A 22,537-nucleotide genomic window follows, 5' to 3' on the forward strand; every position below is an offset into this window, starting at 1 on the left:
GCTCAGGCTAGCTGGGCGGCGTCGACCACCATCGGGGGCACACCGGCCTGCTGCTCCTTGTGCCGGCCGCGGCGAATCTTGTTCAGCGCGATCAGATTCGCGAAGTGCATCCCGCCCAGCACCAGCAGCACCCGGCCGAGTTTCATGGCCAGCTCCTCGATGGCGACCCGCCCGTCCTCGACCGGCACGCTGATGCGCAACGCCAACGCCACGAAGCCGGCGTTCACGAGCCAGAACCCGATCACCAGCAGATGATTCACGGCTTCGGCCAGATCGCGGTCGCCGTTCATGACGTCCACCAGAAAGCGGGCGCCGGTGCGATGCAGCACCCGCGCCACCCAGAAGGTGACCGCCAAGCTGACGATCGTATAGGCCATGTATGTGATGACGACGAGGTTCATTGTCCCAGCTCCTTGCAGTTTTGAACGTGTTCAACTCAGAGACTAGGCCGGTGTTTGAACATGTTCAAGTGTGAGGGCCGCGACAACCCGATGCTCCGCGACCACCCGCGCCCCGCCTCCGCGTGTGGCCTGATTCGGGTACTGGGGTACCAACCGCCTAGACTGTCGCCCATGCGGATGTTCCTGGATATCCTCCTCGTTATCACCAGCGTGCTGCTGGTGCTGCTGGTGCTGCTGCACCGCGCCAAGGGCGGAGGTCTGTCCAGCCTCTTCGGTGGTGGCGTGCAGTCGAGCCTGTCGGGCTCGACCGTGGTGGAGAAGAACCTCGATCGGATCACGATCTTCCTCGGACTGATCTGGTTCATCTCGATTCTCGGCATCGGCCTCGAGATCAAGTTCGCCTGACACCCACGTTCGGAGAAATCGCCCGGGCACCGCAGACGGTGCCCGGGCGATTCGTCGTGGTCAGGCCGGATTGCCGTGCAGCGGAGCCAGATTGGCCAGCGCGGCGGTCAATGCCCGGCGGGCGTCGGCGCGGCTGATGGGGGTGTCGTCGTCGAGGGCGGCCAGTTCGATGGTCAGGAAGTCGCGGATCAGATCCGACATGCTGACCCCGCGGTGCTCGGCCTCGGCGCGAATGCGCTGGTCCATCGCCCACGGCAGCCGGACGGTGCGCAGGACGGTGACGGGGGTGTCGGGGCCGGGGAGGTCGGGTTCGGGGGCGTCCTCGTCGAAGGTGAGGTTGTCGAGGAATTCCCGGGCTTCGTCGGCCGCGTGGGGGTAGCCCCGGTCGGGATAGTCATTCATGGTCGGCCTCCCATTGTTCGAACTGGGCGAGGAGCCCGCCGGTCACCGGGGTGACACCGACGACCTGCTGATCCCACTGCGACAGTGGCCGCACCACCACCGCCAGCGGCTGCCCGGCGCCGGTGCGGCCGATGATCATCAGGGCGGGCAGTCCGCCCGTACCGCGTACCGGCCGCGGCCAACGCCGGCCCGGGCCGGTCAACAGCCGCGTGATCTCCTCGGGCGCAATGCCGAGTCGTGCCGCGACGTCCAGGGCCCACTCGGGAATCTCGTATCCCACGGCCGCATAATACGATCGTAAAACAGCTGGTCGCCACCTGTCGACCAGGGTGTCGCGCCGACACCCCGCACGCGGGCGAAATGTGTGGATTCGGTGAAGGTCACCGCGACCGGGGTGACCGCCTGGCACCCGGTCTGCATCATGAACGCATGGACCCGGTGAAGACGGTCGCGCCGAGCCTTGCGGGGGTGCTGGACCGGAATCTGTTCTGGATGGTGTGGAACAGCGTCTTGGCATGGATTCCAGTGGCGTTGGCGCTGCTGGTGTTTCGCGGCGCCCGCGCGGACGAACGACGGCTGCCGATGTCGCCGATGTGGTGGGGCGGGCTGGGGTTGCTGCTGCTGTTTCTGCCCAACGCCCCGTATGTGGTGACCGATCTGGTGCATCTGCGCGACGATATTCGCGCCGCCGGCAACGGCCCGGTGGTGACGACGATCCTGCCGGTGTACGCCGGTTTCATCGCCTCGGGTTTCGTGGCCTACTACCTGGTGCTGGCCGAACTCGGGCGGTTTCTCACCGCCCGCGGCCTGGGCGCGTGGCGCACCCCGGCGACGATCACCATCCACATGCTGTGTGCGATCGGGGTTTTCCTGGGCCGGTGGGTGCGGCTCAACAGCTGGGAGCCGGTGGTGCAGCCGCGCGGCACCTTCGATCGCATGCTGCTGGCGCTGAGCTGGAACTGGGCGCCGGTGCTGATCACGGCGGTGTTCGTGGCAACCGCGTTGGGGCACTTCGTGACTCGCGCGGTCGTCGAGACCGGGATGGAAAGCCTGCGCAGGGGCGCCCGGCTGGTGCGAACCCGCAGGTTCGCCTGACCGGGCGCCCCCGCGGCCTCAGGACAGGCCGAGTCGTTCGGCGGCGAGCACGCGAATCGCCTTCTTGTCCGGCTTGCCCAGACCCGTCAGCGGCAGCTCCTCGATCACCAGCACGTGCTTGGGTACCTGCACCGAACCCTTGCGCTGCTTGACCGCCGCCTGGATCTCGGCGGTCACCGTCTGCACGGCGGCCGGGTCGGCGGCGGTGTCGGCGTCGAGCACCAGCACCGCGGTCACGGCCTCGCCCCAGTGCGCGTCGGGCACCCCGACGACCGCCACCGTCTGCACCTTCGGGTGTTCGGAGACAACGTCTTCCACCTCGCGCGGGAAGACGTTGAACCCGCCGGTGACGACCATGTCCTTGGAGCGTCCGACGATGAACAGGAAGCCGTCCTCGTCCTGGCGCGCCAGATCGCCGGTGCGCAGCCAGCCGTTCTTGAAGGTGTCGGCGGTGACCTCGGGCAGATTCAGGTAGCCGCCCGCCAGCAACGGCCCGGACACGCAGATCTCACCGACCTCACCCTGCGGCACCGGGTTGTCCTCGCCGTCCAGCAGCGCCACCCGCACCGCGGTCGAGGGTCGCCCGCACGAGGTCAGCCGCTGCTTGTCGTGCTCGTCCTTGGCCAGGTAGCTGATCGCCATCGGCGCCTCGGACTGCCCGAAGTACTGGGCGAAGATCGGGCCGAAGCGATCGATGGCCTCCTGCAACCGATTCGGGTCGATCGCGGCGGCGCCGTAGTAGACGGTCTCGAGCGAGGACAGATCGCGGGTCCTGGAATCGGGATGATCCAGCAGTGCGTACAGCATCGACGGCACCAGCATGGTCGCCGAGATCTTGTGTTCCTCGATGGCGCGCAACACCTCTGCGGCGTCGAAGCGTGGCAGCACCACGCATTGCCCGCCCAGCAGCACCGTCGGCAGGAAGAACGCCGCGCCCGCGTGCGAGAGCGGGGTGCAGATCAGGAATTTCGGATGCCGCGGCCACTCCCATTCCGAGAGCTGGATCTGGGTCATGGTGTTCATGGTCAGCGCGGTGCCGATGACACCCTTGGGTTTGCCGGTGGTGCCGCCGGTGTAGCTGATGGAGATGACATCGCTGGGCAGCAGCTCGACGGCCTTGACCTCGCGCGGCTCGTATTTGTCGGCGGCGGCGAGGATGTCGATGCCGACGTCGGCCAGCGAGTCGGGCACCGGGCCCAGCACCAGCACCTTGGTCAGCGCCGGCACCATGTCGACCAGTTCGCGGGCGCGCTGCACGAACGCGGGCACCGGATCCAGGATCAGCGTCGAGATGCCCGCGTCGGCAAGCACATACGCGTGATCGTCGAGCCCGCCGATGGGATGCAGCGCGGTGCGCCGCGACCCCACGATCTGGCCGGCGCCGATGGTGAACAGCACCTCGGGCCTGTTGAGCGCGAGCACCCCGACCGGGGTGCCGGTGGTGACGCCGTGCTCGGCGAAGGCGTCGATGTAGCGGCTCATACCGTCCAGAACCTCACCGCCGGTGAGGATATGGTCGCCCAGGGTGAGCACGGGACGGTTCTTGTGCCGCTTCAGGCCCGCCACCAGGGCGTGCCCATTGTGCACCGGCAGCCGCAGCATGGTGTCGGCATCGAATGTGGTCATGGTTTCCTCCTCCATCCGGAGCGGGGTCGCGGGCCCGACGCCCGAACCCCCTGGTGTCACAGGGTGTTGGCGCCGTAGAGGGTGACGACGACCGCGCCGCCCAGGCCGAGGTTGTGGGCGAGCGCGGTGCGCGCGCCGGGGACCTGGCGCTCGCCCGCCAGACCGCGCAGCTGCCAGGACAATTCGGTGGCCTGGGCCAGGCCCGTCGCGCCCAGCGGATGGCCTTTGGAGATCAGGCCGCCCGACGGGTTGACCACCCAGGTGCCGCCGTAGGTGGTCGCGCCGGACTCCACCAGGGCGCCGGATTCGCCTTCCCCGCACAGGCCCAGCGCCTCGTAGGTGATGAGCTCGTTGATGGAGAAGCAGTCGTGCAACTCGATCACGTCGACATCGTGCACGCCGATTCCCGCGCGCGCGAACACCTTCGACGATGCCGCCCGCGTCATCGGCGCGCCCACCACGTCGATCATGGAACCGGTGGTGAAGGAGCTGCCGTCGTCGGTGGCCAGCTCCTGGGCCAGGATCTCGATGGCCTGGCCCTCGAGCCCGTGGGCCCGCACGAACTCCTCGCTCACCACGACCGCCGCCGCCGCGCCGTCGGACATGGGCGAGCACTGCGAACGCGTCAGCGGCCCGTGCACCGGCTTGTCGCCCAGCACCTGCTCGAGGGTGTAGGCATCCTGGAACTGCGCCAACGGATTACCGGCGGAGTGCTGGTGGTTCTTGACCGCGACCGCCGCCAGCTGCTCGGGGGTGGTGCCGTAGCGGTGCATGTGCTCGACAGCGGCATTGCCGAAGAACTGGGTGGTGATGGGCGCGGCGGAGAACTCGAAGTGCTCGCGATTGACCTTCAGGTGCGCATCGACCGTGGTGACCTTGGGTTTGGTGGTCGGACCGGCCATCGCCTCCTTGGTCATCTGCTCGAACCCGACCGCCAGCGCGACCTCGGTGATGCCGGCCGCGACCCATTCGCGGGCCAACATCAGCGCGGTGGATCCGGTGGCGCAGTTGTTGTTCACGTTCGCGATCGGGATACCGGTCAGCCCGATGTCGTAGAGCGCGCGCTGCCCGGCCGCGGAGGGCTGGAAGACGTAGCCGACCGCCGCGCGCTGCACCTGGTCGTAGGTGACCCCGGCGTCCTTCAGTGCGCCGTCGACGGCCTCGGCGACCATCTGCGGGTAGGTCCACTCGCGCGAACCGATCTTGACGAACGGCGTCATGTTCACGCCGACGACGAAAACACGTCGCATAGGGTTGTCCACTCCTGTTCTTCGAGAACGCAATTCGAGGTCTAGTCGGCGCGCGGGACGCGGCCGTCGAGGTCGGTGAAGCCGTAGTCCTCGGCCAGGTCGGCGACCTTCCACGCTTTTCCGGTGCGCGCCAGGCGATTCGGGTCCGCGGCCAGGGCGACCACCGCGCGGCCGGGGAAGCGCGGGGTCTCGGCCGCATCCAGGTCGAAGGTGCCCTCACCGGGCAGCGTGACCAGGCGACGGCCGTCCGTGTCGGGCGGAACCATTTGCAGCAGTTCGGTATTGACGATGCCCGGCCAGATCGACACCGCGGTCGCGCCGGTGCCCTCGAGGTCGTGGGCCATCTCGGCGGTGAGGCGATCCACCGCGGCCTTGCCGACTCCGTAGACGGCGTTGTGCATCTGGCGGACCGCGCCGGGGGAGGAGACGCTCACGATCAGGCCCTGCGATTCGATGATCAGCGGCGCGGCGAAAACGCTTGCCACATAGTGCGATCGCACTCCGATGTCGAAGCCCGCATCCCACGCCTTGGGCGGCACCTCCCAGAACTTGCGCCCGATCCAACGCGCCGAACCCGGCGCGTCGTAGACGTTGTTGACCAGCACGTCCAATCGGCCCTGCTCCGCGCGCACCTGCGCGAAGAGTTTCTCCACCGCGGCGTCGTCGCGGTGATCGCACACCACCGCGATACCGGTGCCGCCGAGCTCGTCGATCTCGGCGGCGGTCGCGGACACCGTGCCCGGCAGGGGTCCGGCCGTGACGGTGCGCCCGGTGACGTACACGGTCGCCCCGGCCGCGCCCAGCTCCAGGGCGATGCCCTTGCCGATGCCACGGCTGGCCCCGGTCACCACCGCGACCGTTCCGGCGAGAATCTTGGGTATTTCGCTCACGACCTCTGGACACTACCTTGAAATAGGAACGTGTTCTAGAAATTGGAGGCGGAGTGGAACCGACACATCGGACGATCGACACCGGGGAGGTCCGCATGCACGTCGCGGACGCGGGCGAGGGCTACCCGGTCGTCTTCTGTCACGGCTTCCCGCACACCTGGTTCGTCTGGCATCACCAGCTCGACGCCCTCGCCGCCGCCGGCTATCGCGCCCTCGCTCCGGACCTGCGCGGATACGGCCGCACCGACGCACCCGCCGATCCCGCCGCCTACACCAACGAGGCCGTGATCGGCGATCTCATGGCCCTGCTCGACGACATCGGCGCGGACAAGGCGGTCTTCGTCGGCCTCGATTTCGGCGCGCAGCTGGTGTGGGAGCTGAGCCTGCGCAAACCCGAACGCGTCGCCGCGGCCATGGTTCTGAACAATCCGTTCGCCCCGCGTCCCCCGAAAGCCCCCTCGGCGTTCTGGACCCGCGCGGCCGAACGCCACTTCCTGCACCTGTCCTACTTCCAGCAACCCGGTGTCGCCGACGCCGAACTCGCCGCCGACCCGCGCGGGTTCCTCGCTCGCGTCTACTACTCGCTCTCCGGCGACTACCACTACCTCGACACCTGGAAGAACCCGCCCGGCATCGGCTACCTCGACGCCCTCCCGCAGGCTCCCGCCCTGCCCTGGCCGTGGTTGTCGCAGACTGAATTCGACACCCTGGCCGCCGATTTCGAGCGCACCGGTTTCACCGGCGGCCTCAACTGGTACCGCAATCTCGACCGCAACTGGCAGCTCACCGCCGCCTACGCCGACGCCACGGTCGATGTCCCCACCTTCTTCCTCTACGGCGAAAACGACCCCGACATGGAAGGTTTCAGCGGTCGCGACCCCCTGGCCACCCTGCGCGCCAATGTCCCCGACCTCCGCGACGTCGTCGAAATCCCGAAGGCGGGCCACCTGGTCCAACTCGAACGCCCCGACGCGGTCAACGCTTTCCTGCTCACCAACCTGAAAAGCCTGACCTGAGCGCCTGAACCGACTCGAGACCAGAGCGCGACCGGGTGGTCCCGCGCGGCTGCCCGGTCCGCGCCCGAACCCTCCTGTTCGTTCGTCCAGTTTTGTGTAGGGTCGGCGGGAGTCGGGGTGTACAGACTCATCGAGGAGGCCCGGAACATGGGAGCGCGCATTCACGCCTTCGGCGACGACGCCCTGGGGGAGCACGACGCGGTGGCACTGGCGGAGTTGATCCGGCGGGGGGAACTCGGGGCGGCCGAGGTGGCCAAGGCGGCGCGGGAGCGGGCCGCGGTGGTGAATCCGGAGCTGAATGCGATTGTGGTGCAACCAGATACGGCGCGGGTGTCGGGGGAGCGGGAGGCGCTGCTGTACGGGGTGCCGACCTATGTGAAGGACAATACGGATCTGGCGGGGCTGCCGACGCAGCACGGGAGCGCGGCGTGGACGGCGCGGCCCGCGAAAAGCGATGGGCCGTATGCCGCGCAGTTGATGGGCACCGGGATGACCGTGCTGGGCAAGACCACGCTGCCGGAATTCGGGTTGAACGCGACCACCGAATTCGCCGACGCCCCGCCGACACGCAACCCCTGGGACGTCGAATTCTCCTCCGGCGCTTCCTCGGGCGGCTCGGCGGCGCTGGTGGCGGCGGGGGTGGTGCCGATCGCGCACGGCAACGACGGCGGCGGCTCGATCCGGATTCCGGCGGCCTGCTGCGGGCTGGTGGGGTTGAAGCCGACCCGCGGCCGGCATCTGGATGGGCCGCAGGCGAAATCGATGCCGATCAACCTCGTCTCCGAAGGCGTGCTGACCCGCACCGTCCGCGACACCGCCACCTATTTCGCTGCCGCCGAACGCTTGTGGCGCAATCCGGCGCTGCCGCCGGTCGGACTGGTGGAAGGACCCGCGCGGCGGCGGCTGCGCATCGGGGTGCTGTCGGAGCCCATCACCGGCGCGCCGCTGGATCCGCAGGTGCGCGCGGTGCTCGACGACACCGTCGCGCTGCTCGAGGATCTGGGCCACGAGGTGCGGCCCCTGGGCTATCCGGTGGATCGCGGGTTCGCCCAGGATTTCGCCAACTACTGGGAGATGCTGGCGTTCCTGCTCGGCGTCACCGGCAAATTCTCCTTCGATCCGCGCTTCGACGCGGCGCGGCTGGACCCCTTCACGCGCGGGCTGGGCAGTCGCTTTCGCAGCTCGGCGTGGCGTTCGCCGGCGATCCTGTATCGCCTCTCGCGCGTCCGCCACGCCTACGCCGCCTCCTTCCGCGATGTCGAGCTCATCGTGTCCCCGGTGCTGGCCTCGCCGACCCCGCCGCTGGGCTACCTCAGCCCCGCGCAGCCGTTCGAGGAGGTCTTCGACCGGCTGCTGGCCTACGTCACCTATACGCCGCTGGCGAATGTGACCGGTGCCCCGGCGCTTTCGCTGCCGCTGGGTGCGTCCGACGCCGGGCTGCCGATCGGCGTGATGTTCTCCGCGGCCCACGGCGACGAACGCACCCTGCTGGAAATGGCCTACGCGCTCGAGGCGGCACGCCCGTTCCGGCGCATCCAGGACTGATCAGGAAATGTTCTTCAGAAACGACACCGCATTGGCGTCACCGGCCACCGCGATATCGGGCTTGCCGTCCTTGTCGTAATCGGCGACCACGGGCGTCTGCGGCTGACTGGTGACATCGTATTCGCCGGTCTTGGTGAGGGTTCCATCACCGTTGCCGGAGAAAATGACGATCTTCGAGTTCAGCACCGCCGACATGGCGGCATCCATCTTGCCGTCGTGATTGAAATCCCCGACCGCGATGCTGGTCGGGCCAAGCCCCGACAGGTTGACGCGATTGGTCTTCTTGAATCCGCCGTTGCCGTCGGAGATCAGCACGGTCGTGCTGAAGGAGAACGAATCCGCGGTGACCACATCGTCGATGCCGTCGCCGTCGAAATCGGCGGCCCGCACATCCTCGGTGATCAGACCGCTGGTGCTGTGGCCCTTGTGGGTGAAACTGCCGTCCCCGTTGCCGAAGAACACCTCCATCTGCTGGGACACATCGTTGTTGACCGCCATGTCGATCTTGGAGCCGGTGTGGAACCGTCCCATGGTGAACGCACCCGGCGTCCCGCCGAACACCGTGATCGGACCCGCCTTCAAGCTGCCGTCGCCGCCGCCGAGCCAGGTCTGCACCCCGGTCGGCAGCAGGCTGAGCACGTCGAGCTTGCCGTCGCCGTTGACGTCGGCGACCTGCACCTCCTGCTGCGCGCCCTCGACGGTGGTGTAGGTCTTGGCCGGTGTGAACGTGCCGTCGCCATTGCCCAGGAACACCGCGATCTGCGTCCAGGACTGGGCGATCAGATCCGGTTTGCCGTCCCCGTTGAGGTCGCCGACCGCCAGCGCCCCGAACCCGCTGCCCGGCGTGCCCACCCGCGTGCCGGGCGCGAAGGTGCCGTCGCCCTTGCCTTTCATGAAAATCGGTCCGCTGCCCTGGAAATCGGCGGCCGCGATATCGGGAATGCCGTCCCCGTCGAAGTCGGCGGCCACCATGCCGATGGGCGCCGGCCCCGGACCCCACGACGGAAACGACCCGCCCGACGGCGAATTCACCGCAGGCGCGAAACTGATGGCTCCGGCCGCCCAAGCGGCACTGGGCAGCGTGAGCACCGCCGCCGAGGCGAGGGCGGCGGTGAGCAGGGCACGACGAAAAACACGTACAGGCATAGGTATTCCTGAGTCCGGGTGACACCACCGAATGGTGGTGGCCACGGACTCTAGGACACCGAGTTATAGAAAACCCCGCGGTTCAAGGCTTTTCGGCTAATTGTCGGAATTGCGCCGAATCGCCTAGTGCACAGTGTCGAACTGGCGAGTTCTCCGCGGTCGAGCCGATCGAGCGGATCCCGGGTGTACGGTCCCGACCGTGTACAAGATAGCGATAGCTATTGTTCTGATACTTTTGCTTTCCGGCTGCGACCGATCCGACAATGCGCAAAACCTGCCCACCACCTCACCGCGAAAACCCATCAAACCGGTGATATCCACCTTTGCGGATATTCCGGACGGTCCGGGTTCGGCGGACCTTTTCCTTTCCACCTTGCAGCAGGCCGCCATTCCCGTCGGGGACCGCGATCGCACCGTGACTGCCGGTCGGACGGTCTGCGCGTCCATGCAGACCAATACGGTGCTGGGCGCGACCGCGGACGCGTCCTTGCTGGACCATATCGCCGACCGGCTCACCAAGGGCACCGAATTCCGCCGCGAACAGACCGGTGTGATCATCGGCGCCGCCATCGGCGCGTTCTGTCCGGAATTCGCGTATCTGGCGAATTAGACCGACACCGGCCGCAGCGCCTCGGGCGTCAGATCTTTCCGCGTCGGATAGCCGTCGACGGCCATGATCAGATCCGCCTCGGCCAGCAGCGTGCGCAGGACGTGCACGATGCCGTCCGCCCCGCCCAGCGCCAGGCCGTAGGCGTACGGGCGGCCGATGCCGACCGCGCTGGCGCCCAGCGCGAGCGCCTTGACGATGTCGGCGCCCGAACGCACCCCGGAGTCGAACAGCACCGGCAGCCCGTCGGCGGCGGCCACCACCTCGCCCAGCATGTCGAGCGCGGGCAGTCCGCCATTGGCTTGGCGGCCACCGTGATTCGAGCAGTAGATGCCGTCCACGCCCAGATCCTTGGCCCGGCGCGCGTCCTCGGGATGGCAGATGCCCTTCACGATCAGCGGCAGCGTGGTCAGCGAACGCAGCCACGGCAGATCCGCCCAGGTCAGCGGATTACCGAAGACCTGAATCCATTTCAGGATCGCCGACTGCGGATCCTGCTCGGGCGACTGCGCCAGGCTCGCCCGAAACACCGGATCGCTGAAGTAGTTGGCCAGGCAGTGCCCGCGCAACTGCGGGAAGTTACCGGTCGACAGATCCCGCGGCCGCCACCCGGTCACCCAGGTGTCGAGGGTGACCACGATGCCCTTGAACCCGGCCGCCTCCGCGCGCTGCACCAGGCTGGCGGCCAGATCGCGGTCGGTGGGAGTGTAGAGCTGGAAAAAGCCCGGGGTGTCACCGAATTCGGCGGCCACCTGCTCGAGCGGGTCCACGCTCAGCGTCGAGGCGACCATCGGCACCCCGGTGCGCGCGGCGGCCCGCGCGGTGGCCAGATCGCCGTGCCCGTCCTGCGCGCACAACCCGATCACCCCGACCGGCGCCAGGAAAACCGGTGCGGGCCAGGTTGTTCCGAACAGCTCCACCGACAGGTCGCGCTGCGCGGCACCGACGAACATGCGCGGAACCACACCCCAGCGGTCGAAGGCGGCCACATTGGCGTTCTGGGTGCGCTCGTCGCCCGCGCCACCGGCCACATACGACCACACCGACGGCGGCATGGCGGCCTGCGCGCGCTGCGCCAGCTCCGCGAAACTCACCGGATACGCCGGCACCACCCCGCGCAGGCCGTTGAAATAGATCTCGTTCTGAAAGTCACCGAATGCCACGTCGCACTCTCCGTTCCGTATCGCCCACGCCGTGCTTCCGCAATTGTGCGAGACTGGGCAGCGAAAGCCGGTCGATCGCAGGATACGGGCAGAGGATGCGGGACTGTGCAGGATGACATCACGACCCCGGGCGACGCCACACCGTTGAGCGAGGACGATCTCGCCCTCATCCACGCCCTGCAACTGCGCCCGCGCGGCTCCTGGACCGAACTCGGCGGGGTGCTGGGCGTCGACCCGGTCACCGTCGCACGCCGCTGGCAGCGGCTGCGCGGGCGCGGGGACGCCTGGGTGTGCGCGTCACCCGGGCCGGCCGTGTTCGATCTGCTGTGCGCCGCCTACCTCGACATCGACTGCGCCGCAGGCGAAACCGATACCGTGGTAGCCGCCCTGGCCGCGCATCCGCACATGCTGACCCTCGAGCGCGCCGGCGGCAGCAACCGCATCCTGGCCACCGTCGCCACCGGCGGCTTCGACCAGCTGGCCCGCTATACCCTCGATGTGCTGCCCGCGCTGGCCCACGTCACCGCCGTGCGCACCAGCATCGTCACCCACTGGTTCACCGAGGGCGGCAGCTGGCGCATCGACGCACTCGCTCCCGACCAGCAGCAGCGGCTGCGCAGTGCCCCCGCGCGGGCGATGCCCGCGCCCGGTCTGCGGCTCACCGCCCTGGATCAGGCGCTGATCGGCGAACTCTCGCGCGACGGCCGCGCCGCGCACACCGCGCTGGCCGCGGCCCTCGACACCAGTCCCGCCACCGTCAAACGCCGCATCGACGAGCTGACCCGGCTGGGACTGCTGGGCTTCCGCTGCGATTTCGCGCGACCGCTGGGCGGCTGGCCGGTCGCGGTCACCTTCTGGGCGACCGCGCCCACCGCCGCGCTGCCCGAGCTCGGCCACGCCCTCATCCGGCTGCCGCAGACCCGCAACTGCGCCGCCGTCAGCGGCACCCACAACCTCGTACTGCAGGCCGGGCTGCATTCGGTCGCCGAGGTGACCCGCTTCGAAAACCAGCTCGCCGCAAGCCATCCCGAACTCGCCATCGGCGCCCGCGTCATCACGTTGCGTCACGAGAAACTGCTCGGCCGCATCCTCGACCGCCACGGTCGCTCCCGCGCGGTGGTGCCGCCGGACGTGTGGCGCGACCCGGCCGTGACACTACCCGCCGACGAATGAGGTTGGGGGCGTTGAGAACAGGGGCGGGCTCGCCCTCGCGAACCCGCCCCTGTTCAGAACTTCGCCGACCTCAGCGGGGCAGGTCGCTCGCGGCGGCCTCGTCCAGCAGCCAGGTCGTCGACTCGCTGCCGATCGCGCCCGCGGCCGGAACATCCAGCGGCGACGCGCCATTGAGCGCGGCGGCCACCGCGGCGGCCTTGGCCTCACCGGAGACGATGAGCACCACATGCCGCGAACGGCGCACCGCCGGCAGCGTCAGCGTGACACGCACCGCCGGCGGCTTGGGGGAGTGGGTCTCCGCGACCACCAGCGCATGCTCCTCCCGGGTGGCGTCGGTGTGCGGGAACAGCGAATTGACATGTCCCTCACCGCCCATGCCCAGCAGATGCAGATCGAAGCTGCCGTGCTCGGCCAGATACGCGTGCACGGTGGCCGCGTACTCCCCGGCCGCCTCGAGCGGATCGGGGTAATCGCCGGAGGAGGATTCGGCCGGATGCACCCGCGCCGGATCCACCGGCACATGATCCAGCAGCGCCTGGCGCGCCTGCAGCTCGTTGCGTTCGGGATCGCCCGTCGGCACGAAACGCTCGTCGCCCCAGAACACGTCGAGCTTGGCCCAGTCGATATCGCCGGGCGCCTGCCGCACCAGCTCCAGCAGCGCGATGCCGGTGCCGCCACCGGTGAGCACCACCGACGCCGACCCGCGCGACCGCTGCGCCTCCACCACCTCGGCCACGAACCGCGCGGCCGCGGCGGCCACGAGTTCCTCGGTGCCGGAGAAGGTTTCGACGGCGGGCTTACTCATAGGTCACCTTCTCGAGTCCGGTCAGCGCCTCGGCGTATATGTCGTCGGCGTCCAGATGCCGCAACTCCTCGGCCAGACAGTCCTTGGTCTCCCGCCGCGCCAGCGCGAACCGCTGATCCGGTTCGCCCGAGCGGGTCAGGGTGGCGGTGCGGCCGTGCTGCGGGCGCGCGATCGAGATCGACACCGTGGACCGGTGCATCTCCACCTTCAGCTCACCCGTGCGCCGCACCACCGGGCAGTCCAGCCGCGCGGCCAGCCAGCCCGCCAGCATGTCCAGCGCCGGTTCCTCCTGCAACCCCGACACCGTCACCGATTCCACGGCCTCGAACGGCGCCTCGTCCAGCGCCGCCGCCAGCAGCGCCCGCCAATAGGTGACCCGGCTCCACGCCAGATCGGTGTCACCGGGCGCATACGAGTGCCGGCGACCCTTGATGGTGGACTGCGGATCGGGTGCGAAGGTGGCGTCGGTGATGCGGCGGGTCGCCAGCCGGCCCACCGAATCCTTCGACGGGAACTCCGGGGCGCCGCGCGGCCACCACGCCACCACCGGGGTGTCGGGCAGCAGGAACGGGATCACCACGCTGGCCTCGTGCGGCACCAGATCGCCTTGCAGCCGAAGCACTATCACCTCCGCCGCGCCGGCGTCACCGCCGACGCGGATCTGCGCGTCCAGCCGCGTCGGGGACATGCGATCCCCGCGCGCCAGCACGATCACCCGGCAGGGGTGTTCGCGGCTGGCGTCGTTGGCCGCGTCGATGGCGTCCTCGGCCTCGGAGGAATCCAGCGTGCACACCACCAGCGTCAGCACCCGGCCCATGGTGACCACGCCATTGGATTCGCGCAGCTGCACAAGACGTTTCGACACCTCGCGGGTGTCGGTGTCGGGCATGTCGATGATCACGGCCGCCGCCATTCCCGCCCGCTGCGCGCGAGCATCTCGTCGGCGGAATCCGGGCCCCAGCCGCCCGCCTCGTACGGGTCGGGCTTACCGGCGGAAGCCCAGTGCTCGAGCGCGGGATCGAGGATGCGCCAGGACAATTCGACCTCCTCGTTGACCGGGAACAGCGACGGCACACCCAGCAGCACATCCAGGATGAGCCGCTCGTAGGCCTCGGGGGAGTCCTCGGTGAACGCCTCGCCGTAGCTGAAGTCCATGTTCACATCGCGCACCTCCATCGACGAACCGGGCACCTTCGACCCGAATCGCATGGTGATGCCCTCGTCCGGCTGCACCCGGATGACCAGCGCGTTCTGCCCGAGCTCCTCGGTCATGGTCTGATCGAAGGGCAGATGCGGGGCGCGTTTGAACACGATCGCGATCTCGGTGACGCGCCGCCCCAGGCGTTTTCCGGTGCGCAGATAGAACGGCACCCCCGCCCAGCGCCGCGTCTCCACCGCCAGGGTGATGGCGGCGTAGGTCTCGGTGCGGGAGTTGGGGTCGAAGCCCTCCTCCTGCAACAACCCCACCACCGGTTCGCTGCCCTGCCAGCCCGCCGTGTACTGCCCGTGCGCGGTCGTCTCGTCCAGCGGTTCGACCAGTTTCGTCGCCGAGAGCACCTTGATCTTCTCGATCTGCAACTGCTTGGGCTGGAAGCTGACCGGCTCTTCCATCGCCGTCAACGCCAGCAGCTGCAACAGGTGGTTCTGGATGACGTCGCGCGCCGCGCCGATCCCGTCGTAATAGCCTGCGCGCCCGCCCAATCCGATGTCCTCGGCCATCGTGATCTGCACGTGGTCGACATAGTTGGCGTTCCAGATCGGATCCCACAGCTGGTTGGCGAAGCGCAGCGCCAGAATGTTCTGCACCGTCTCCTTGCCCAGATAGTGGTCGATGCGGAACACCGACCGCTCCGGGAACACCGTGTTCACCAGGGCATTGAGATCCTGGGCGCTCTTCAGATCGTGCCCGAAGGGCTTCTCGATGACCACCCGCCGCCACGGATCCGGTTGTCCCGCAGGCGCGTCCGCGCCCTTGGCCAACCCGTTCTTGGACAGCTGCTCGAGCACGATCGGGAAGTCCGACGGCGGAATCGACAGGTAGAAGGCGGTATTGCCGCCCGTGCCGCGATCACGGTCGAGATCCTTGAGGGTGGTGGCCAGCTTGTGGAAGGCCGCGTCGTCCTCGAAGGTGCCGCGCACGAACCGCAACCCCTCCTTGAGCTGCTGCCACACCTCCTCCCGGAAGGGAGTGCGCGAGGACGCCGACACCGAATCGTGCACCAGCTGCGCGAAATCCTCGTCGCTCCAGTCCCGGCGCGCGAAGCCGACCAGGCTGAAGCCCGGGGGCAGCAGCCCCCGGTTGGCCAGGTCGTAGATGGCCGGCAGCACCTTGCGCCGCGACAGGTCACCGGTTACGCCGAATATCACCACGTTGCACGGTCCTGCGATACGCGGAACCCGGCTGTCGCGATCATCGCGCAGCGGATTCGGCGTCGCGACCGTCGTCGCCGCGCCAGCCACTGTCAGTTGCCTCCCGCCACCCGAAGCTGTTCGGCGGTGGCGTCGAGCAGGTCCTGCCAGGAGGTGACGAACTTGTCGACACCCTCGGTCTCGAGGACGGCGAACACGTCGTCGAGATCGATCCCGGCCGCGACCAGCGCGTCGAACACCTGCTGGGCCTCACCGGCCAGCCCGGCCAGCCGATCGCCCTGCAGCACACCGTGATCGGCGAACGCCTCGAGCGTCTTCTCCGGCAGCGTGTTGACCGTGTTCGGGCCCACCAGCTCGGTGATGTACATGGTGTCGGGGTAGTCGGGGTTCTTCACCCCGGTCGAGGCCCACAGCGGCCGCTGCCGATTGGCGCCGCCCGCCGCCGCCAGCTTGGCGTACAGGTCGGTGTGCGCGCCGCCCTCGAAGATGTCCTGGTAGGCGGCATAGGCCAAGCGCGCGTTGGCGATTCCGGCCTTGCCGCGCAGGGCCAGAGCCTCCTCGGTGCCCAGCGCCTCGAGCCGCTTGTCGATCTCGCTGTCCACGCGGGAGACGAAGAACGACGCGACGGAATGGATCTTGGCGATGTCGTGGCCGTCGTTGTGGGCGTTGCGCAGCCCGTCGAGGTAGGCGCCCATCACCGAGACATAGCGCTGCACCGAGAAGATCAGCGTCACGTTCACGCTGATGCCCTCGGCGATCACCCGGGTGATGGCGGGCAGACCGGCCTCGGTCGCGGGAATCTTGATCAGCAGATTCGGGCGGTCCACGATCTTCCACAGCTCGATGGCCTGCGCCACCGTGCCGTCGGTGTCGAACGCCAGGCGCGGATCGACCTCGATCGAGACCCGGCCGTCGACGCCCTTGGAGGCGGCGAACACATCGGCGAACACATCGCAGGCCGCGCGCACGTCGTCGGTGGTGATGGTGCGGATCGCCGAATCCACATCGGCGCCGCGGCCGGCGAGCTCACGCACCTGCTCGTCGTAGGCGTGGCCCTTCGACAGCGCGCCCTGGAAAATGGTCGGGTTGGTGGTGACACCGACGACATTGCGAGTCTCGATCAGGTCCTTCAGATTTCCGGACTTGATGCGATCACGCGACAGGTCGTCCAGCCACACCGAAACCCCGGCGGCCGACAGGGCCGCGGTGTTCGTGTTCTGGGTCATGAGGACTTATCCCTTCACCTTGGCAAGCGAGCGGGTGGCGGCCGCGACGACGGCATCGGCGGTGATGCCGAATTCGCGGAACAGCGTCTTGTAGTCGGCGGAGGCACCGAAGTGCTCGATGGACACGTTCTCCCCGGCGTCACCGGTGAAACGGTGCCACGGCATCGCGATACCGGCCTCGACCGTGACGCGGGCCCGCACCGACGGGGGCAGGACCTCGTCGCGGTAGGACTGCTCCTGCGCGTCGAACCACTCCACACACGGCATCGACACCACGCGGGTCCCGATGCCCTGTTCCTCGAGCGTAGCGCGGGCCTCGACGGCCAGCTGCAGTTCCGAACCGGTGGCGATGATGATCACCTGCGGTGTGCCGGTGGACGATTCGGCCAGCACGTAGCCGCCCTTGCGCACCCCTTCGTAGCTGGTGCCCTCCTGGATCGGCAGATCCTGACGGGTCAGCGCCAGCGCCGAGGGACCGTCCTGATGCGGCGGCTCCGACACCGAGAAATGCGAATGCCGTTCGGCGCTGTCACGTTCCAGGATGGTGCGCCACGCGTAGGTGGTCTCGTTGGCATCGCCCGGGCGCACCACGTTCAGGCCCGGGATCGCGCGCAGCGCGGCGAGATGCTCGATCGGCTGATGGGTCGGGCCGTCCTCGCCCAAACCGATGGAGTCGTGGGTCCACACGTAGGTGACCGGGGTGCGCATGAGCGCGCCCAGCCGCACCGCGGGCCGCATGTAGTCGGAGAACACCAGGAAGGTGCCGCCGTAGGGGCGGGTCGGGCCGTGCAGGGCGATGCCGTTGAGGATCGCGCCCATCGCGTGCTCACGCACACCGAAGTGCAGGGTGCGCCCGTACGGGTTGGCCGACCAGTGGGTGGTGGAGATGGTCTGCGGGCCGAAGGACGGCTGATTCGGCATGGTGGTGTTGTTGGATTCGGCGAGATCGGCCGAGCCGCCCCACAGTTCCGGCAGCACCGGCGCGAGCGCCTCGAGCACCTTGCCCGACGCCTTGCGGGTGGCCATGCCCTTGGCGTCGGGAGCGTAGCTGGGCAGCGATTCGGTCCAGCCCTCCGGCAGCGCGCGCTGCTGCAGGCGATCGAACAGCGCCTTGTTCTCCGGGTTGGCCGCGGCCCACGCGTCGTACTGCTCCTGCCAGGCGGCACGCGCGGCCTTGGCGCGGTCGGCGACATTGGTGCGGGTGTGCGCGATCACCGCGGCGTCCACGTCGAAGCTCTTGTCCGGGTCGAAGCCCAGGATCTTCTTGGTAGCCGCGACCTCGTCGGGGCCCAGCGCGGACCCGTGCGAGGAACCGGTGTTCATCTTGTTCGGGGCCGGGTAGCCGATGATGGTGCGCAGCAGGATGATCGACGGCTGGTCGGTCACCGCTTTGGCCTCGGCGATGGCGTTCTCGATGGCCACCACGTCCTCGCCGCCCTCGACGACCTGCACGTGCCAGCCGTAGGCGCGGTAGCGCGCGGCGGTGTCCTCGGTGAAGGCGATGCGGGTGTCGTCCTCGATGGAGATCTTGTTGTCGTCGTAGAACAGGATCAGGTTGCCCAGCTGCTGGGTGCCCGCCAGCGAGGACGCCTCGGAGGTGACGCCCTCCTCCATGTCACCGTCGGAGGCGATCACGTAGATGAAGTGGTCGAACGCCGACTCGCCCTGCGCCGCCTCGGGATCGAACAGGCCGCGCTCGCGCCGCGCCGCCATCGCCATGCCGACCGCCGAGGCCAGGCCCTGACCCAGCGGGCCGGTGGTGATCTCGACGTGGTCGGTGTGGCGGTACTCCGGATGCCCCGGGGTCAGCGAACCCCACTTGCGCAGGTTCTCGAGATCGGTCAGCTCGAGACCCATCCCGGCCAGATACAGCTGGATGTAGAGGGTCAGGCTGGAATGCCCGCACGACAGCACGAACCGGTCGCGGCCCGCCCACGAGGGGTCGTTGGGGTCCAGGCGCATGACCCGCTGAAACAGCGTGTACGCCAACGGCGCCAAGCTCATCGCGGTGCCCGGATGGCCGTTGCCGGCGTTCTGCACGGCATCGGCGGCGAGGACGCGGACCGTGTCGACGGCTCTGGTGTCCAGATCGGTCCAGTCGGTGGGGTGGTTCGGCTGAGTGAGCGCGCGGATGTCGTCTGTGACTGACACGACCGAGGTTCTCCTGACCTGTTCGTCAACGATGCGGTTGTGGGCGGCGGGGTGATTCGCTGCGGTTGGATCCGTGGTGCGCGCTGCGCGGCGCACCGATCTACGTCCACCCTAAGGGGCGGCGTTTCGTGGACATACGGGAACCCGGATTCACCGGCGGATGTGTCACCGGATAGCGGCTCCACGCAAACCTCTTCGTGACTACCCCGTGCACGCCGGGTGAATCAGCCGCGGCACACGCCACGGGTGGACCTGGTCGGGAGCATGGTCGGCGTGGGTCTACCATGCTGTGTAGTAGTGACCGCGCCGCACTGGGCTGTGTCTGGGGAACGGCTAGCGCGCTGCTGGTTGGCGGACCTTCGAACAATGCACGGCGTGCGAGGAGAAACAGTGCGGATTGGGCAACAGCCGGGTGGCGCTCACGGCTCCTCCGGGGCAATGCTCGCCGACCGTGTCACGGGCAGCGGCCCGCTGTCGGCGGCGACCAGGCGGGTACTGGCCTACATCGCCCTGACCAAGCCCCGCGTCATCGAATTGCTGCTCGTCGCAACGATTCCCACCATGCTGCTGGCCTCGCGCGGCGAGGTGCGGATCGGCCTGATCCTGGCCACCCTGTTCGGCGGCTGGATGGGCGCGGCCAGCGCCAACACCCTGAACTGCGTCGCCGACGCCGACATCGACAAGGTGATGAAACGCACCTCCAAGCGGCCCCTGGCCCGCGAGGCGGTGCCCACCCGCAACGCGTTCGTCTTCGGCGTCACCCTCGGCCTGGCGTCGTTCGCGTGGCTGTGGTGGCAGGCCAACCTGCTCTCGGGCGCGCTGGTGGTGGCGACCATCCTGTTCTACGTCTTCGTCTACACCCTCGGCCTCAAGCGGCGCACCTCCCAGAACGTGGTGTGGGGCGGCGCGGCCGGCTGCATGCCGGTGCTGGTGGGCTGGTCGGCGGTCACCGGCACCATCGGCTGGCCCTCGATCGTGCTGTTTCTGGTGATCTTCTTCTGGACGCCGCCGCACACCTGGGCGCTGGCCATGCGCTACAAGGAGGACTACAAGGCCGCGGGCGTGCCCATGCTGCCGGTGGTGGCCACCGAACAGGCGGTGACCAAGCAGATCGTGCTCTACACCTGGGCCACCGTGCTGGCCACGCTGGCGCTGGCGCCCGCGGCCGGTGTCATCTACGCGGCGGTCGCACTGGTCGCCGGCGCCTGGTTCCTGCTGATGGCACACCAGCTGTATTCGGGTGTGCGCAGGGGCGAATCGGTCAAGCCGCTGCGACTGTTCTTGCAGTCCAACAACTATCTGGCCGTCGTGTTCTGCGGCCTGGCCGTGGATTCCGTGCTCGGCTGGCACACCCTCGGCCACACCCTCTTCGGCTGGGCCTGAGCTCAGCGCGCGACCGAGCGGATCGCCTCGGTCACCGCCGCCAGCGCCAGCAGCCGCACCACATCCACGGTGGCCTCCACCGCCCCCGTCGCGGCGGCGATGAAACCGTCACCGTCGAAGCGGGTGTGCGGCGGGGTCAACGCCCGCGACAGGCCGTCGTGCGCGCCCTGGGCGACGATGCGGCAGCCGATCTTGTCCAGGCGGGCATTGGTCACGACCGCGCCGATCGTGGTGTGGGCGCGCGACTGGGTGAAGGCGAGCTGCTGCAGGACCGCGACGGCGTCGAAGGAGATCTCCGCGCGGCCGTCGTCGATATCGCCGAAGGCGTTCACCGCGCAGACCGCGCCGACCACCACCTCGCCCAATCGCTTTTCGGCATAACCGATTCCACCGGGCACCCGTGCCTGCGGGCCGCGCCAATGCCCCACGTACGCCCCCGCGCCCGCGCCGACGCGCCCGCGCAACACCTGCTCGCCGGCGGCGGCGCGTGCCGCGGCGTAACCGTGGTCGGCGGTCGGGCGCGCGGCGGGATCACCGACGCTCAGGTCGAACAGCGACAGCGTCGGCACGATCGGCACCGCCCCGCCCGGGGTCGGCACGCCGCGGCCCTGCTCCTCGAGATAGCGCATCACCCCGTCCGCGCTGGCCAGCCCGAAGGCCGACCCGCCGCTGAGCACGATGGCGTCCACCGTCTGCACGGTCTTCTCCGGATCGAGGGCATCGAGTTCCCGGCTGGCGGGCGCCCCGCCGCGCACCTCGTAGGATCCGGTCGTGCCCGCCGGCAGCAGCAGCACCGTGCAGCCGGTCTCACCGACCGGATCGGTCCAATGCCCCACCCGTACGCCGTCGATTCCGATGCTCATCCGCAACCTCCCGATCACCGCTGATCCGCACCGGCCCAGTGCCTTTGGACTCGATCCTCGCACTCCCGGCAGCCGCGCGGCTGTGAGATTTCCCCCAGCCCGCCGCTGCGCCGAGCCTACGCGCCGCCGTCGAGAACCTCGCGCAACGTCTGCGCGAACGCCTCGGGCTGACCCGGATAGCCGGAGTCGGGACCGCTGAAACCACCGTGGTGGCTGGGGAATACGACCGGCTCGCCGCCCAGCAGCGCGGCGGTGGCGACCGAGGTGCGGCCGGTGAGCACCCCCGCGGACTCCGCGCCCACGCCGATCACGATGCGGGTCGGCGCCGACCGCAGCGCCGCGACATCGGGGGAGTAGTCGGTGATCGCCCAGGAACGCTCCGACAGCAGCGGATCGTCGCGGGTGCCGTCGTCCTCGGTGGGCATGCCGAACATCGCCGGATCGACCGGCGGCTGCGCGAAGAAGGCGTCGGTCAGCTCACCCTGCCAGGACGTGAACGCGATGAACGCGGCCATGCCCGCGAACATCCCCTTGGCCTGATAGATGTCGCGGATCTCGGCGCGGGCGCGCACGGCCGCCGCGGCGTCGGGCAGCACCCGCAGCAGCGGCGGCTCGTGGGCCACGAGGGTGGCCATATCGCCGGGATGCGCGGTGACCAGCGCGAGCGCGGTGACCGCGCCGCCGCTGCTGGCGAACACATCGACCGGGCCCGCGTCCAGGGCGGTGATCAGCCGGTGGAGATCCCCGGCCTGCACCGTCGGCGAGTTGTCGGTGCGCCCGTCCGTGCGCACGCTGCGGCCCAGCCCGCGCGGGTCGTAGGTGACGACCGTGCGGTCGGGGAAATACGAAGCCAGCGTGGCGAATCCGGCGGCGGTCATGGGCTGGCCGATCATCAACAGCGGCCGGTGCGGGGCGCTGTCGGCGGGCGCGGGCCCCAGCAGGTCGTAGGCGAGGTCGACGTCGGGGATGTGCAGGACATGTGCGGTCATGACCGTGCAGACGGTACGGCGCGGCCGAATT

General features: G+C 68.9%; 22 protein-coding genes. 7 read left to right on the forward strand and 15 right to left on the reverse strand.

Annotated elements, in window-relative coordinates:
* Nucleotides 1-2 precede the first annotated feature (2 nt).
* Nucleotides 3-401 carry a hypothetical protein gene (locus D7D52_RS12190; protein WP_120736412.1) on the reverse strand — a complete coding sequence of 133 codons (399 nt, stop codon included), beginning with the start codon at nucleotides 399-401 and terminating at the stop codon, nucleotides 3-5.
* Between the two features lie 171 nt (nucleotides 402-572).
* On the opposite strand from D7D52_RS12190, the gene secG reads away from it, so the two are divergent.
* Complete coding sequence (gene secG / locus D7D52_RS12195; RefSeq protein WP_120736413.1) at nucleotides 573-806, forward strand: preprotein translocase subunit SecG; 234 nt, start codon at nucleotides 573-575, stop codon at nucleotides 804-806.
* 60 nt (nucleotides 807-866) lie between these two features.
* Here secG and D7D52_RS12200 read toward each other — a convergent pair whose 3' ends face one another.
* Both D7D52_RS12200 and D7D52_RS12205 read right to left on the reverse strand, forming a co-directional pair.
* On the reverse strand, nucleotides 867-1,208 hold the full coding sequence (locus D7D52_RS12200) for a hypothetical protein (RefSeq protein WP_120736414.1): 342 nt from the start codon (nucleotides 1,206-1,208) through the stop codon (nucleotides 867-869).
* Entirely contained in the window at nucleotides 1,201-1,488 is a 288-nt protein-coding gene (locus D7D52_RS12205) for a hypothetical protein (RefSeq protein WP_120736415.1), read from the reverse strand. The genes D7D52_RS12200 and D7D52_RS12205 overlap by 8 nt, the downstream gene beginning before the upstream one ends.
* Before the next feature lie 149 nt (nucleotides 1,489-1,637).
* Here D7D52_RS12205 and D7D52_RS12210 point away from each other — a divergent pair, with 149 nt between their 5' ends.
* Complete coding sequence (locus D7D52_RS12210; RefSeq protein WP_120736416.1) at nucleotides 1,638-2,303, forward strand: DUF1361 domain-containing protein; 666 nt, start codon at nucleotides 1,638-1,640, stop codon at nucleotides 2,301-2,303.
* 18 nt (nucleotides 2,304-2,321) lie between these two features.
* Here D7D52_RS12210 and fadD8 read toward each other — a convergent pair whose 3' ends face one another.
* The 3 genes from fadD8 to D7D52_RS12225 are packed head-to-tail and all read right to left on the reverse strand — an operon-like array spanning nucleotide 2,322 to nucleotide 6,069.
* Nucleotides 2,322-3,944 carry a fatty-acid--CoA ligase FadD8 gene (fadD8, locus tag D7D52_RS12215; RefSeq protein ID WP_425464626.1) on the reverse strand — a complete coding sequence of 541 codons (1,623 nt, stop codon included), beginning with the start codon at nucleotides 3,942-3,944 and terminating at the stop codon, nucleotides 2,322-2,324.
* Between the two features lie 41 nt (nucleotides 3,945-3,985).
* On the reverse strand, nucleotides 3,986-5,179 hold the full coding sequence (locus D7D52_RS12220; protein WP_120736417.1) for a thiolase C-terminal domain-containing protein: 1,194 nt from the start codon (nucleotides 5,177-5,179) through the stop codon (nucleotides 3,986-3,988).
* A gap of 41 nt (nucleotides 5,180-5,220) precedes the next feature.
* Nucleotides 5,221-6,069, reverse strand: coding sequence for an SDR family NAD(P)-dependent oxidoreductase (locus D7D52_RS12225; RefSeq protein WP_120736418.1), 849 nt, complete (start codon nucleotides 6,067-6,069; stop codon nucleotides 5,221-5,223).
* A gap of 95 nt (nucleotides 6,070-6,164) precedes the next feature.
* Here D7D52_RS12225 and D7D52_RS12230 point away from each other — a divergent pair, with 95 nt between their 5' ends.
* Together D7D52_RS12230 and D7D52_RS12235 are read left to right on the forward strand one after the other, a co-directional pair.
* Nucleotides 6,165-7,085, forward strand: a complete 921-nt coding sequence (locus D7D52_RS12230; protein WP_120744044.1) for an alpha/beta fold hydrolase — start codon at nucleotides 6,165-6,167, stop codon at nucleotides 7,083-7,085.
* A gap of 147 nt (nucleotides 7,086-7,232) precedes the next feature.
* Complete coding sequence (locus tag D7D52_RS12235) at nucleotides 7,233-8,630, forward strand: amidase (RefSeq protein ID WP_120744045.1); 1,398 nt, start codon at nucleotides 7,233-7,235, stop codon at nucleotides 8,628-8,630.
* On the opposite strand, the gene D7D52_RS12240 is transcribed toward D7D52_RS12235, so the two are convergent.
* Nucleotides 8,631-9,776 carry an FG-GAP repeat domain-containing protein gene (locus tag D7D52_RS12240; RefSeq protein WP_120736419.1) on the reverse strand — a complete coding sequence of 382 codons (1,146 nt, stop codon included), beginning with the start codon at nucleotides 9,774-9,776 and terminating at the stop codon, nucleotides 8,631-8,633. It lies immediately after the preceding gene.
* A gap of 199 nt (nucleotides 9,777-9,975) precedes the next feature.
* On the opposite strand from D7D52_RS12240, the gene D7D52_RS12245 reads away from it, so the two are divergent.
* On the forward strand, nucleotides 9,976-10,386 hold the full coding sequence (locus tag D7D52_RS12245; protein WP_162958289.1) for a DUF732 domain-containing protein: 411 nt from the start codon (nucleotides 9,976-9,978) through the stop codon (nucleotides 10,384-10,386).
* Here the strand turns inward: D7D52_RS12245 and D7D52_RS12250 are convergent.
* Nucleotides 10,383-11,546 (reverse strand): alpha-hydroxy-acid oxidizing protein, encoded by a 1,164-nt coding sequence (locus D7D52_RS12250; protein WP_120736421.1) that lies wholly within the window; start codon nucleotides 11,544-11,546, stop codon nucleotides 10,383-10,385. The two genes, D7D52_RS12245 and D7D52_RS12250, sit on opposite strands and share 4 nt — an antisense overlap.
* 105 nt (nucleotides 11,547-11,651) lie before the next feature.
* On the opposite strand from D7D52_RS12250, the gene D7D52_RS12255 reads away from it, so the two are divergent.
* Nucleotides 11,652-12,719: an Lrp/AsnC family transcriptional regulator gene (locus D7D52_RS12255; RefSeq protein WP_120736422.1), complete on the forward strand. Its 1,068-nt coding sequence runs from the start codon at nucleotides 11,652-11,654 to the stop codon at nucleotides 12,717-12,719.
* 70 nt (nucleotides 12,720-12,789) lie between these two features.
* On the opposite strand, the gene pgl is transcribed toward D7D52_RS12255, so the two are convergent.
* Genes pgl through tkt form a run of 5 tightly spaced genes read right to left on the reverse strand, consistent with a single transcriptional unit; the run spans nucleotide 12,790 to nucleotide 19,271 of the window.
* The gene (gene pgl / locus D7D52_RS12260) at nucleotides 12,790-13,524 is read right to left on the reverse strand and encodes a 6-phosphogluconolactonase (RefSeq protein WP_120736423.1); all 735 of its coding nucleotides are present in this window, start codon (nucleotides 13,522-13,524) and stop codon (nucleotides 12,790-12,792) included.
* Complete coding sequence (gene opcA, locus D7D52_RS12265; RefSeq protein ID WP_187703138.1) at nucleotides 13,517-14,425, reverse strand: glucose-6-phosphate dehydrogenase assembly protein OpcA; 909 nt, start codon at nucleotides 14,423-14,425, stop codon at nucleotides 13,517-13,519. Before opcA ends, pgl begins: the two co-directional genes overlap by 8 nt.
* The gene (gene zwf, locus D7D52_RS12270) at nucleotides 14,422-15,984 is read right to left on the reverse strand and encodes a glucose-6-phosphate dehydrogenase (protein WP_120736425.1); all 1,563 of its coding nucleotides are present in this window, start codon (nucleotides 15,982-15,984) and stop codon (nucleotides 14,422-14,424) included. Before zwf ends, opcA begins: the two co-directional genes overlap by 4 nt.
* A 2-nt stretch (nucleotides 15,985-15,986) precedes the next feature.
* Nucleotides 15,987-17,120 (reverse strand): transaldolase, encoded by a 1,134-nt coding sequence (gene tal, locus D7D52_RS12275; RefSeq protein WP_120736426.1) that lies wholly within the window; start codon nucleotides 17,118-17,120, stop codon nucleotides 15,987-15,989.
* Nucleotides 17,121-17,126: 6 nt separating this feature from the next.
* Nucleotides 17,127-19,271, reverse strand: coding sequence for a transketolase (gene tkt / locus D7D52_RS12280; protein WP_120736427.1), 2,145 nt, complete (start codon nucleotides 19,269-19,271; stop codon nucleotides 17,127-17,129).
* A 390-nt stretch (nucleotides 19,272-19,661) separates the two neighbouring features.
* On the opposite strand from tkt, the gene D7D52_RS12285 reads away from it, so the two are divergent.
* Nucleotides 19,662-20,654 (forward strand): heme o synthase, encoded by a 993-nt coding sequence (locus D7D52_RS12285; protein ID WP_425464627.1) that lies wholly within the window; start codon nucleotides 19,662-19,664, stop codon nucleotides 20,652-20,654.
* Between the two features lie 2 nt (nucleotides 20,655-20,656).
* Here the strand turns inward: D7D52_RS12285 and D7D52_RS12290 are convergent, their stop codons facing one another.
* Entirely contained in the window at nucleotides 20,657-21,517 is an 861-nt protein-coding gene (locus D7D52_RS12290; protein WP_120736429.1) for a P1 family peptidase, read from the reverse strand.
* A 116-nt stretch (nucleotides 21,518-21,633) separates the two neighbouring features.
* Nucleotides 21,634-22,506, reverse strand: coding sequence for an alpha/beta fold hydrolase (locus tag D7D52_RS12295; protein ID WP_120736430.1), 873 nt, complete (start codon nucleotides 22,504-22,506; stop codon nucleotides 21,634-21,636).
* Between the last annotated feature and the right edge of the window lie 31 nt (nucleotides 22,507-22,537).

The organism is Nocardia yunnanensis, from assembly GCF_003626895.1.
Classification (GTDB): domain Bacteria; phylum Actinomycetota; class Actinomycetes; order Mycobacteriales; family Mycobacteriaceae; genus Nocardia; species Nocardia yunnanensis.